The organism is Loktanella sp. Alg231-35, assembly GCF_900143545.1.
Taxonomy (GTDB): domain Bacteria; phylum Pseudomonadota; class Alphaproteobacteria; order Rhodobacterales; family Rhodobacteraceae; genus Yoonia.
Map to the genome: position 1 here is coordinate 1 of NZ_FREV01000012.1, position 12485 is coordinate 12485.

General features: G+C 55.2%; 13 protein-coding genes and 1 pseudogene. 2 read left to right on the forward strand and 12 right to left on the reverse strand.

Annotated features, from left to right (window positions below; translation table 11 throughout):
- The 10 genes and pseudogenes from DHN10_RS19120 to DHN10_RS19165 all read right to left on the reverse strand — a co-directional run.
- Positions 1–211: pseudogene (locus tag DHN10_RS19120) on the reverse strand (IS3 family transposase); the annotation flags it as partial.
- 26 nt (positions 212–237) lie between these two features.
- Positions 238–525 carry a transposase gene (locus tag DHN10_RS19125; RefSeq protein WP_159086992.1) on the reverse strand — a complete coding sequence of 96 codons (288 nt, stop codon included), beginning with the start codon at positions 523–525 and terminating at the stop codon, positions 238–240.
- 17 nt (positions 526–542) lie between these two features.
- Positions 543–959 (reverse strand): VOC family protein, encoded by a 417-nt coding sequence (locus DHN10_RS19130; protein ID WP_108816959.1) that lies wholly within the window; start codon positions 957–959, stop codon positions 543–545.
- 109 nt (positions 960–1068) lie between these two features.
- Complete coding sequence (locus DHN10_RS19135; RefSeq protein ID WP_159087101.1) at positions 1069–1524, reverse strand: nuclear transport factor 2 family protein; 456 nt, start codon at positions 1522–1524, stop codon at positions 1069–1071.
- 40 nt (positions 1525–1564) lie between these two features.
- Positions 1565–3577: an alpha-ketoacid dehydrogenase subunit alpha/beta gene (locus tag DHN10_RS19140; protein WP_108816961.1), complete on the reverse strand. Its 2013-nt coding sequence runs from the start codon at positions 3575–3577 to the stop codon at positions 1565–1567.
- A 26-nt stretch (positions 3578–3603) separates the two neighbouring features.
- Positions 3604–4305, reverse strand: a complete 702-nt coding sequence (locus tag DHN10_RS19145; RefSeq protein ID WP_108816962.1) for a histidine phosphatase family protein — start codon at positions 4303–4305, stop codon at positions 3604–3606.
- Between the two features lie 9 nt (positions 4306–4314).
- Positions 4315–5136 (reverse strand): PEP/pyruvate-binding domain-containing protein, encoded by an 822-nt coding sequence (locus DHN10_RS19150; RefSeq protein WP_108816963.1) that lies wholly within the window; start codon positions 5134–5136, stop codon positions 4315–4317.
- Positions 5129–5893, reverse strand: coding sequence for a cyclase family protein (locus DHN10_RS19155; RefSeq protein WP_199910731.1), 765 nt, complete (start codon positions 5891–5893; stop codon positions 5129–5131). The genes DHN10_RS19150 and DHN10_RS19155 overlap by 8 nt, the downstream gene beginning before the upstream one ends.
- Positions 5832–6494, reverse strand: coding sequence for a GntR family transcriptional regulator (locus tag DHN10_RS19160; RefSeq protein WP_108816965.1), 663 nt, complete (start codon positions 6492–6494; stop codon positions 5832–5834). Before DHN10_RS19160 ends, DHN10_RS19155 begins: the two co-directional genes overlap by 62 nt.
- A 16-nt stretch (positions 6495–6510) precedes the next feature.
- Positions 6511–8244 (reverse strand): PEP-utilizing enzyme, encoded by a 1734-nt coding sequence (locus tag DHN10_RS19165; protein WP_108816966.1) that lies wholly within the window; start codon positions 8242–8244, stop codon positions 6511–6513.
- 244 nt (positions 8245–8488) lie between these two features.
- Here DHN10_RS19165 and DHN10_RS19170 point away from each other — a divergent pair, with 244 nt between their 5' ends.
- Both DHN10_RS19170 and DHN10_RS19175 read left to right on the forward strand, forming a co-directional pair.
- Positions 8489–9445 (forward strand): 3-hydroxyacyl-CoA dehydrogenase, encoded by a 957-nt coding sequence (locus tag DHN10_RS19170; RefSeq protein ID WP_234417201.1) that lies wholly within the window; start codon positions 8489–8491, stop codon positions 9443–9445.
- An 8-nt stretch (positions 9446–9453) separates the two neighbouring features.
- Positions 9454–10554: a mandelate racemase/muconate lactonizing enzyme family protein gene (locus DHN10_RS19175; RefSeq protein ID WP_108816968.1), complete on the forward strand. Its 1101-nt coding sequence runs from the start codon at positions 9454–9456 to the stop codon at positions 10552–10554.
- A 1-nt stretch (position 10555) separates the two neighbouring features.
- On the opposite strand, the gene DHN10_RS19180 is transcribed toward DHN10_RS19175, so the two are convergent.
- Positions 10556–11170 carry a glutathione S-transferase family protein gene (locus DHN10_RS19180; protein WP_108816969.1) on the reverse strand — a complete coding sequence of 205 codons (615 nt, stop codon included), beginning with the start codon at positions 11168–11170 and terminating at the stop codon, positions 10556–10558.
- 57 nt (positions 11171–11227) lie between these two features.
- A complete protein-coding gene (locus DHN10_RS19185; protein WP_159087102.1) occupies positions 11228–12478 on the reverse strand; it encodes an ABC transporter substrate-binding protein in 1251 nt (416 codons plus the stop codon).
- Positions 12479–12485: the final 7 nt, after the last annotated feature.

Below are 12485 nucleotides of genomic sequence, written 5' to 3' on the forward strand. Positions count from 1 at the left end.
TCTTATGATTGACGGGCCAGCCTTCGACTCGCAGTAGTTCCGCAACCTTACGATAGCCGTAGCGCCCATATTGCTTGGCCAATCGGATCATTGCCAGGCGCAACACCTCATCATCCGTGGAAACCGCTTGGTATTGCAACGTGCTTCGGGCCACGCCCAGAACCCGACATGTGCGCCGTTCAGAGGTTGCCAGCTTTTGTCGGCTGTGCACCACGGCCTGACGAAGCTGGTCTGTCGTCAGGCCTTCGGCTTTAAATAATCAAGGCTCTCTTTGAGGATCAGCTTATCCAACTCAAGCTCCGCCACGATCTTCTTGAGCCGATCATTCTCTTTCTGAAGCGCCTTCAGATTGGCCATCTCCGATCGTCCCATGCCACCAAACCGTTTGCGCCATGTGTAATAGGTCGCGTCGCTGACACCAGCACTTCTGCAGGCCGTCGCTACATCTGAGCCAGACGCTAGGCTCAGTTCAATCTCACGCAAAAGCCGAAGAACATCTTCATCCGAGTACCGTTTCCGTGCCATCAATCCAATCTCCAAAACTAAGCCAACTTTGGCACAGTTTTAGGGGGCCAAGACAAATCGTCGCTTTCAAAATCAACGTGTATATGGTTTCCGTCGGGATCCCAGATATTGAAAGCGTAGAGATTGACATCAGCGAGGAACACCTCACGGAATTTCGTGTCTGAGGTTTCAAGTCGCTTTTTGAAGGCCACCGCACCTTTTGCCCGAAAGGCAAAATGTTCGAGCTTGAGGTCAACCTCGGTGCCAACCGCCGCTGGCTCTTCGATTTCGACTAAATGCACGACCGCAGTTTCATTGGCATACATCCAAGCACCCTCAAACGGGAAGGATGGTCGAGGTCCTACCGTGAGACCCAAAACATCGGTGTACCAAGCGGTCATCTCCTCAAGTTTTGTTGTACGAATGTTAACGTGGTCGAGCCGCATGATCTGCATTGCCTCGCGCACCTCTTTTTGGCCTTTGGAGTATCCCCGTCTGGTCTACTCCAAAGGAAGGATCGAGCCGAATGACTCGCGTCCTTCGGCCCGATCCATGGGAGAAAGTTTACTTCATCTTCAGGTCAGAACCACGGAACGTGCTGACCATTGCTGCCATCAGGCCATCGCGCGTGACATAGGCGTCTGACCCGCGGTAAGGCTCGGCAAGGAATGGTGCATTGGCGACCCATTGGACGTTCAGCGTATTGCCGACCAAGAAACTCCGCTCGGTCGAGAAAGTAATGCCGATCAGGCCACCATCTTCGGGAAGTTGGCAAAAGCCAGCGAATAGATCACCGATCGCTTCGCGACCCACGACAACGGTGCCGTTGTCGAGATGTACTTCCGCATCAGCAGGGTACTGCGCCATCAAGCGATCCCAGTCACAAACATTCAGCGCGTCCAAGTGTTCGTCGATCACAGCTTGTGGTGTTGGTTGCGTAACCAAGTCTGGCAGCTCGCGGGATTGGGCGGACACCTGTGTCGCCAGCAAAAGGATAGCTCCTGCTATGAGGTTCTTCATCATGGTATTTCCTTTCAAGATTTCATTGTGGTTGAGTGGATTACTTGCCTTTGAGCAATGCGTGCGCCGCGGTGCAGATCTTCTCGGCGTCCGGAATGAGCACAGATTGCAGGCCAGCATTGGCGGGCATGCGGACATCGGGCGTGGTGACGCGCGCGATGTTTAAAGGGGTCTTCGGTTCCACCAGTTCGCGCAACCTGAAGGCTATTTCGCCAGCAAATCCGCCTTGGCGAACTGCCTCGTGAACGATCAAGACATTGCCACCCGCCGCCTTTGCAGCAGCGATCATCGCATCTTCATCCAGCGGGTTCAGCCAACGCAGATCAAGCACGCTAGCTTCGATCCCGTCGCCGGACAGGGCGTCAGCGGCGGCAAGCGCGCGCGGCACCATTGTCCCCCACGTCATGATCACAACGTCTTTGCCATCGCGACGCAGGCGCGCTTTGCCGACTGGCTCTGCACCTTGCGTTATCGCGACTTCAGACTTCTCAAAGTAGAGACCGCGCGCCTCGATGACGACCACGGGGTCTGGGTCAGCGGCGGCAGCGCGCAGCAATGCGTAGGCATCCGTCGCCGACGCAGCAAGTGCTACCTTGATGCCCGGAATATGTGCCAGAATGGCCTCGATTGATTGAGAATGCTGCGCACAAGACCCCGGCGTGACACCTTGTTGGGTGCGCACAACCATCGGACATGTCGATTTTCCACCCGTGATATAACGGACGTTGGCTGCCTGATTGATCAATTGGTCCAGCGCCACAAAAATGAAGTCGGCCCACATGATCTCAACGATTGGTCTCATGCCGCTGATGGCAGCACCAACAGCAGACCCAAGGATCGCATTTTCCGCAATGGGCATGTCGAACACACGGTCCTCGCCGAAATCGCGTTGTAAATAGCGGCTTCCACCAAAGATACCGCCCGCGTTTCCGACGTCTTCGCCGTAAACCAGCGTGTTCTCGTCTGTCTCAAGCTCGGCCCGCATCGCCAGCGTCACGGCAGCGATATAGGTCATTTCTTGCGTCTCAAGGACCTCTGGCATTTCAGCGCTTGGTGGTGCCAGTACATTTGCGAGGATGCCAGCATCTTCGGGATCGGGCCCTTCCATCACGGCCTCGGCCATATCGTCGGCGCGCTGGGATTGGGCTGCGACAAGTTCGTCGACCTGTGCTTGCTTCATTGCACCCGCAGCCACCAACCGCGCACCCAGCACCTTGATCGGATCGCGTGTTTCAGCCTCGGCCCTGTCGGCCTTGGGCCGGTAGTGTTCGATGTCTTTGTTGTAGTGACCCCAAAGCCGGGGAACGATGAATTCAACCAAGACGGGCCCCTGCCCGCTGCGCACGTATTCAGCAGTCGCGGCAAAGGTGTCGCGGACGCTAATCGCATCACTGCCGTTTATGGTGGCCGATTTCATGCCATATCCGCCGGCGCGCTGCGCAATTCTATCCACTGTCACCATCTTTGACATCGGCGTCAGTTCGGCCCAGCCATTGTTTTCAACAACAAAGATTACCGGCAGCTTGAAAGCAGAGGCAAAGGCCATCGCCTCGTGCACGGCGCCTTGGTTCATTGCGCCGTCACCGATGGTCACAGTGACCACCTGCCCGTTACCTTTGCGCAGGTTCGCCATCGCGACGCCGCAGGCCATTGTTGTGCCAGCACCGACGATCGAGTTTTCGCCAACAAACCGTGTGTCGGGCGCCATCAAGTATGCAGAGCCGGCACGCCCGCCGTTCACGCCACCAGCCTTCTGACAGACCTCAGCCATCACCGCCTCAGGTGCGAGACCTGATGCAATCGCCCAGCCATGGCCGCGGTAGGTGGCAATCATCTGATCATCGGGGCGCAATGCCGCTGCTGCCCCGACTGGCACAGCCTCCTGGCCAGCGCAAAAGTGCATTGATCCGGGAACGCGCGGTGGATTTGTCTGCGTCAGTGCAAGTGCTTTGGCCTCAAAGCCGCGAATGAACGCGATTTCCTCAAGCATATCTTGCGCCGCAGCGAAATCCTGAGAGGCAAGAGGCGTGATTTTGTTTGCAGAAGAATTCATTTCAAAGTCCTGAGTGATTGCAGCATCTAAACAACGAGAGGCTGGATGATGTCGCGGAATTGGATGGTGCTGCCGTTCGGCCCCAGCTTGATTGTGATCGGTTCGACCCAATTAGGCTCGCCCGGATCCGAAAGCCCCATGTAAGCAACCAAGATGGCGCGCAGCACTGGCGAATGGCTGACAGCGACAATGCTTAGGTTTTTCTCGGTCGACGTGTCAGCGCAGCTACGGCAGTAGTTCAGCAAGCGGCGTGCGACCGCAGTCGCGTTTTCACCTGGCGGGTTGTCGTGAACCAGCCAATGGCCAATGCGATCAGGCGCGCGAAAGAAATCCCCAAAGAACGGCAGCTTCTCGATGGCGTCGCCGCTGATCGTACCTTCCGGCAATTGCCGCGACATCGCTTTGCCGTTTGACACCATCTCAACCCGGTGTCCGGCAAGGTAAAGATCAGGGTTTCGCACGGCGTATTCGTCGTGCACGCCCTCGATAGTGAGCGTTGGGTTTTGTGCCTTGATCATTTCACCCAAACGCTTGGCCGTGTCATGAGACCGCACCGTTTTGGTCGCCAGCAGCAAGATGGTTTCGCCGTCCGGCGTATGGGCAGCAACAAAGCTGCCAGCACGGTCGATGTCGGCCTGCGCGTCGTCGGACAAAGGAACGTCACCGTTATGTCCATCGACTTTACCATGCCGAAACAGGTAAATTGTGATGTCTCCAGACTGAATCATGTGCTTACATCAGAGTGTCGTCACAGGCCGCGATTGCAGCAGATAAACGGCGTTTTCGCGCATGGCCCATTCGATGTCCTGCGGTGCGCCGTAATGGGTTTCGAGCTTCAGGCCAAAGTCCGTCAGCTGCAAAAGATCATCATCGCTCAGCACACCGCCATGCGGGATGTTTTCCTTCTTTTTGCGCCCTTTGCGGTCAACAACGTAGTGATCGGGCGTCACTTCGCCGGACACGACGGCTTCGCCCAGACCATAAGCAGCTTCGATCATCATTCGGTCGCGGCGGCGTGTCACGGGGTGCACGGTGAACATGACACCTGCCTTTTCCGCGTCGATCATCTTTTGCACAACAACTGCCATACGCAGATCGTCGAGCGATCCCTTCAGGTCGCGGTAGAAGATCGCACGTTCCGAAAAGAACGATGCCCAACAATCGATCACGGCTTTTCGGACGGGGTCGGCGCCTTCCATGTTGAGGTAGGTTTCTTGCTGGCCTGCATAGCTTGCCGCTTCGCTATCTTCGGCGCTGGCGGAGGAGCGTACGGCGACCTTGCCGCCAAGTTCCGCATACGCGTCCAGAACGCTCTGATCGACGATCGCGGTTTCTTCGACCAGCTTCATCGCATTGACATGGTCTTTTGCGTTGGCAAATGCGCGCAAAGCGGTCGCGTCAACACATGCCTCCATAATGTCTGATGGCACCACGAAACCGGGTGGGACCGGCAAGCCTTGTCCAGCCATCGACGCAAGGCTTGCACCTTTGCCGCCAGCAATTTCGACAGATTGCGCGTCAGGTTCCGCAAACCAGATAACAGAACGTAAATCAGCCATCGATAATGCCCACCGCACGCACTGGCGCGCCAGTTGTGCCTTGCCAGGCAACCGGGAACACCGAGAGCGTGAACCCGTGAGAGGGTAACTGATCCAGGTTGACCATGTTTTCGAGATGCCAATAGTCGTCTTCTTGCATGACTTTGTGGGCAAGCCAAAATTCTTCACGCTTAAACATTGCCCAAACTGGTGGGTCAAACGTGGGCGCGTCACATCCCATCATGCGCACACCCCGCGCAATCAACCAGCGGGTCGCCTCTGCTGTCATGCCAACGTGATCAGTCAGATAGCGCGGTTCATCATTGTACGCGGACGCCCCGGTTTGGATCAGAACGATGTCGCGTTCCTTTAGAGTGTATTTGATTTTTTTGAGAGCACTGATGATATCTTCAACGGTAATCCCCGCCCCCTTTTCTAAATGGCGGAAATCGAGAACGACGCCGTCGCTGTAACAGTATTCGAGTGGGATGCCTTCAGGCCCGGGAGCGTCAGGACCTCGCATATGTTTGACAGCATCAACATGGGTCCCCGCGTGGTCACTGTGACTGACAACATAGTGGGCTGTGAGGTGATCTTCGCCGTATTTGCCGGCGCCAATATTATCTGCAAATTCCTTCCACGACTCCAACATCGTGATCTTCGGTCCCTGCACACGAGGGAAGGTTATCATCCCCTCATGAACGGGCATGGACAAATCAATCAGCTGGCGGGTCATGTTGTGTTTCCTCTTCAAATAATTTGGCGAATTTGCTGACATGCGAGCGCATCTCGGACCCACTGTTGATGGGATCGCCTTCGTTTAGGGCTTTGATGATGGGCAAGTGGTATTTGGCTACCTGGACCAGTCCGACATGCTCCATCATGAGTTTAACCGTCGTCACATGCGTGCGGCTTTCGATACGAAGAGAGTCCCATGTCTCCTCCAGAATTTGGTTGTTGGCGGCCATAACAATGCGCCGGTGGAATTGTGCATCAAGCGACGCCATCGTGTTGACATCCTCATTGCGTGCGGCAGCTTCCATTTCTTCGTAGATGCTTTGCAGTTCGTCGACGTTTCCTTTCAAAAAAGGCGCTGCCAACTGTCCGGCAAGTTCTTCAAGTGCGGCACGCACCGGATAGACTTGTGCAATCTCAGAAGGGTTCACGTGGCGAACACGGGCACCTTTATAGGGTTGTACTTCAACGAAATGCATCGCGACCAAATCCCTGAGTGCTTCGCGAACGGGCGACTGACTGACGCCCAATTCCTTGGCAATTTGAGATTCAATGAGACGGTCACCCGGTTGATAATCCCCCTGCAAAATGCGGGTTAGGAGGGTTTCGCGGATTTGGTCGCTGAGAACTGCACGTTGTAACATCTTGCTGGCCTATCGATTATTGAAGGATTTCCACTACCCCCGTTGTACCGTTGACACGAACGGTATCACCAGTGCTGATCTGCTGTGTGGCGTAAGATGTGCCAACGACCGCCGGCAGACCGAACTCACGCGATACAACCGCGGAATGCGAAGCAGATCCGCCAGCATCTGTGACCAGCCCGGAAATCTTGGTGAACAGCACAACCCATGCCGGGTTTGTCATTTTGCAGACAAGAATTTCGCCCGCTTCCACTTCGTCGAACTGATCCAGTGAAAGGACGACACGCGCCTTGCCTTCGATCACGCCGGGCGATGCAGCCAGACCGTTCACCTCGCCGGCCTTTTCAGGTGGCTTGTGGTAAAACTTTTCTGGGAAACCCCAAAGTGACGCGTAAGGAAATGCCAGCGCATCTTCGGTTGCGGTACCAACCCAATCGGGTGGCCGCTTTGTTGTGGCCTCTTCGTGGTCGTCGCGGCGATCAGACACCAGATCGCGGGCATCATAGGCTGCAGGATCACCGACCAAGGCACGTAGTTCGTTATAGTGAAGGAACGCGATGTCCTCGGCCTCGTCCAGTACGTCCGCGGCAACAAGCTTGCGTCCTATTGCGATCAAAACAGTGCGAAGTCGGGCGTTTGTGCCCTGATCGATATAAAAGTGGTGGTCCGGAGTGAGTGGGTTCATGCGTAGGGATTGCTGCAAGACTGGGTGCATCTCGGCGCGGGCTGCATCATCAGGCAGCGCGGCCATCAGTTCTTTGACTGCGGCGTCCAAGTCTTCTTCGACGTGCTTGCGCGCTGCGGCCAGATCATAATCGTTCAGCACATAGCCACGTACCGCTTCGATCACGGGACCGGGGCTTTCACTCCAAAGCGGGAACATAACCTCGTGAGACCACATGGCCTTTTGGCCGAATTCTTTTTGGTAAGGCTCTATACCTTCTGCGATAAGCGCGCGGCCTTCGTCGCTGCCGCCGAGTGCCGCTATGACGCCTGCGGCACCATCAACTTGGAACGCCGCAGTCAACGTGGGGCTGGCCTTGATCTGTTCTTTGATCTGCCACAGGGCTTCGAGGGAATCCCAGTTGCGGTCATTCACAGAACTTTGCAGGCGCCCTTTGAGTTCAGGATCAGCATCCGGCAGCATCGCATCAATTGTCCCGTTCAGTGCCATCGTGGCCGAGAATTGGGCAAAGTTCAGTTGCCAATGAATTTTCCAATGGCGGTCGTGCATGTCGATGGTGTCTTCAAGAAGAACCGCCAAAGCCGTTAAGCTGGCGCCCTCTTTGTCAAAGTTATCGATGTACTCAAAGCTGCGCTTCATCTCTGGCAGGATGCGATCGTTCCACCAATCGAGGAAGTTCTCCGCGTAATGCGGCAGCACCGTCCCCATGTAGGGGCCGATCTTAGCGGCATAGTCGGCGTTCATCGGCACACGTGGTGTATATGCCGACTGATACTCTGACGCGCTAGATGACACAGACGGATCGGCAGGAATTGCGGCGGTATAAAGGTAACCGTTGATATTTTTAGCGATCCAGTCGCTGGCAAATGGCGTGCCAAAACGGCGGAACATATGATCGCAGGTCAACCACCAACCACCGATGTCAAAATACATCGGCGATAACGGGTTTGGACAATGGTTGTCATCAAGGATCCAGAACAACTCCTGTTCACCGTCTTCCCATGTAATCGGAAAATCATCGGTGCCATGGTTAATGCCCAACGGCGTTGTGGATTGTACATTCATCCCTGTTTCCTCCCATTTGAAACTTGCAAGCAGCAAAAACTATCTGGCCCATCTCACTCCCCGATATAGACCGTTGTTCTGACCTTACGCCACGCTCAAATCATATGTCAACGATTATCGATTATTTACAATCAACCTTCATTAAGCTATTGTTAGTTATCGCATTTAGGCTTGAAACGCTGTCGCAATCTTAGCGATGCGCGCATTCAAAGGCCAAAATATACAGCACTTGGAGGAGCTTAAATTGAAAGTTGTATTGGTAGGGTCCGGCATGATCGGACGCGCGTGGGCCATCTGTTTTGCGCGTGGCGGTCATGATGTCATCCTTTGGAATCGGTCCGCCGGTCAGGCTGACATCGCAAAGGAGTATGTCGCATCATTGCTGCCAATGCTGGCCGAGCATGACCTTCTCTATGGTGATTCTGTCGAGGTTGTATTGTCGCGGATCATTGTCGCGACTTCTCTGTCTGAGGCCCTGAAGGACGCGGATTACGTCCAAGAAAGCGTATCCGAAGACACTGATGTGAAGTGCGAAGTCTACACGGAAATTGAAAAGCACTGCCGTGCTGACACGATTCTTGCCAGTTCGACGTCGGGCCTTTTGCCCTCTACCTTTACTTCGCATTTGGATCACCCAGAGAGATGCATCGTCGTTCACCCGCTTAACCCGCCCTACCTCATTCCAGCGGTTGACGTGGTCCCCTCGCCAGCAACGGACCCGGCGATCTTGGCAAAGGTGGCAAATATGATGCGCGGTTGCGGCCAAGCGCCGATCATCATGCAAAAGGAAGACCCAGGGCTTCTGACGATCCGCATACAAGGAGCCATCTATCACGAGGCTTGGCGGCTGGTCTCTTCAGGTTTGGCCAAAGCCGAAGACGTTGACATCGCTGTGCGAGAGGGCCTTGCGCTGCGTTGGTCGTTCATCGGTCCCTTCGAGACGGCCGACTTAAACGCGCCTGGCGGAATCCGCGATTTTGTCGCCCGCTACGGGGAGCTGTATCAAGAGCTCTATCCAAGAGGCGGGCCGTATAATTGGGACGGCGCGCTGATGGACGAAGTCGAAGCAGATCGCAGATCCACGCTGCCCATGGAAGATCACGCAGAGCGACAGTTGTGGCGAGACAAACGCCTGATCGCACTTGCGGCCCACAAACGCGAACGCGATCTAGTGGACGCCAAGTCAGTCAGCTTGGACTAGGCACCAAGATGATCATCAAGCGCATCAAAGCTGCGGAATGCAAAATCTCGTTGCCCCACCCTATTCGTCTTGGGCCAGTTGAGATTAAGACCCGCGACTTTGTCGTCTTACGACTGGAAACTGATAGCGGACTTGTCGGAGATGCCGTTAGCTATCCGCGCGGCTCTTCGCTGCTGGATAGTGTGGGCCGTTTGGCGCCCTTCGCTCTGGGATCCGAGGTCGCAATGCGGCGCGCCACGATCGACACAATGTTGCAATCCTTCGTGAATGGCAGACCGACATTTGTGAAAGCGGCAGGTCTCTTCGACATCGCGCTATGGGATCTTGCTGCAAATAGCGTCGATATGCCCTTGTTTGAAATGTTGGGGGGGGTTCGCACGCAGGCCCCCATGATGGCTGTCGCAGGCTACTATTTGGATCAGCGAACCATCGAGGACGTCTGCGACGAAGTCTCTAAGCGTGTCGATGAAGGCTATGCGCGCATCAAGATCATGATCTCAGGTACGGACCTTGATCGTGATCGCAATCTTGTCGAAGCCGCCCGCAAAATCGCCGGAACGCGGCTATGCGTGGATGCGCATTGGGTATTCCGCAGCCTGCCGGCCGCCCTACACCATTGTCGTGCTTTGGATGAGTTTGATCTTGCGTTCATTGAGGATCCGTTCGGGCCCAATCAAGGTGAGCTTACCGGTGCACTACAGACCCGCATCCAAACACCGCTGGCCTACGGCGAAGACCTACCCGATGCGCAGTCCATTCACCGCGCGATCGAAGACATCGATTATCTGCGACTTGACGCGACAACATGTGGTGGCGTTTCGACCGCGCTGGCGCTGGCAGAGGCCGCAGGCCATGCAGGTCGGATCGTGCTCCCGCATGTCTTTACATCACTCCATGCGCAGCTTGCCGGTGCGGTTCAGGCGATTGATGCGGTGGAATACATCCCTATCGAGGTCGGTGCCTGTCCGATCTATGAATTGCTCGCCAACAAGCCCGTTATCAAAGACGGTATGCTGCAGATTGACACTGCTGCAGGTGCAGGCATGGGATTAAACTGGGACCGCGTCGAACATTTCGCCACTGATGAAGCACGCGACATTCAGCTGTGATCTAATCCGCTGGTGTCGTCGCCATCAGCGACGGACGGCGGGCAATGTCTGCTTCCCAAGCCTTTAGACGTGGGCGTTCTTTGCGCCAGCCCAGATCAGGTAAGCGGAAATCAAGATAGGACAATGCTATCGCAATCGTCAGGCTACCCATCGAAGGTGGTCCGCATAAAACCGAACCATGATCTGCGGCCTGATACTCAAGCGCATCAAGCGCACGGGTAATCTTTGCTCCTTGCCCCTCAATCCAAGGGGTGAATTGCATATCCTTCGGACGCAGCCCGCCTTCATAGACGATCAAGATCGCGGCCTCCATCATCCCATTCCCAAGTGGTTCCAAGGTAAGCGACTGTGTCGCGGCACCACCGCGATAGAGCCACGGTGCATACGTATCGGCCAGAAATCGGCAAATGATATCGCTATCAAACAATGCCGTACCATCATCCAACACGAGCGTTGGGATTTTCCCCAAAGGGTTGATGTCCGTTGGAAGCGTTCCGGGATCAATCGCTGATCCAGATACCGACACCAGCTCAACTTCGTCGGTCTTCTTTGCTTCATGCAGCAGCACAATCGGTTTACGGGCAAAAGGTGATGCTGTGGCGTAGAAAAGTTTCATCGAACGCACCCTCCAAAGAGTATGCCGGGCGATGGACGCCGCCCGGCATTTTGGTCCTTATGACTGTGAGCCACCTTCAAGCGCGAGCACTGCATCGCCATCCACGGTGGATACCAATGAGAGTTCCCCATCAACCCATTCGAAGATGCCGTAGAGACCAGCAACGACACCAGTTGGTCCGTACTGCATTGATCCAGTCACACCATCATAGTTGATCGCTTCGCCAGCGCGCAGCAGTTTAATACCTTCGGCATAAGTGCCAACGCTTTGGCCCTCACCGCCTGTCACCGCGAACATTGACGCAGCCCAAGCTTCGGCATTTGTCGAACCTGCATGCTCGATCGCGAGGGCCGTCGCGACCAGAACGTCATAATATTGTAAAGCATAGGAGTTCGCGACATCACCGATCGCTTCGGCTTGTGGTGACGCCTCTGCCATTGGTTTGTACCAGTCAAATGCTGGACCCTCTTGCGGTGCAAATGCGGCAAACACAACTTCTTGGTGCTGATCAATAGCGCCAGTCGTTGCAGTGTCTACGAATTCAGTTTCCTGCCATTCGCTGGTGCCGATGATGTACCATGACTGACCTGCTTCGGCGGCGTTCTTTACGATGGCGCCACCATCAGCAGGTGCTGAAAAGATGATCACACCTTGTGGTTCATCACGCGCGATCCGTTGGACCACGCTGCGATAGTTTGGCTCACCAGGTTGAATATCGACCGACGCGACGACCTCGATTCCAAGCGCTTCGGCAGATAGCAAAGCCGCTTCTTTTTGCAACTGCGATCCAGCAACTTCGGTGGCGATAATCGCGATAGATGTCACGCCTGCGGCCTGAGCATGCAAAAGTGCTGCGTTACCTTGAGCCGAGTCCATTGGGGACGCACGGAACAGTGGTTCCGCAGATGTGCCGCCATATTCTGCCTCGATTGATCCCCCGTGCACAGATGGCATCAGTGGGTAGCCGTTCTCGGCGATTTTATCGAGAATAAATTCACGGTAAGACAGGTAGCTGTGTGCTGGGTTAAGCAGGATTTCAACACCCTCACTGTCCACCAACTTGCGTACCGCTTGGGCTTCGCCGATCGTGCCGATATCTTGGTGAACAGCGACGAAAGGCCGGCCCAATGGCGGGTCAGCATTGATCACGGACAGTGACAGGTCAGCGACACCATCAAAGAAGTCGCCCCACGCACCGTATTCGCCAGTGTGATATGTCAAATGGCCGACTTTGATATCCTGCGCTTGCGCCGATGTTGCGGCGAGCAGCGCCAAGCCTGCTACTTTTATTGAGTTCCTCAGTTTCATTCTACCT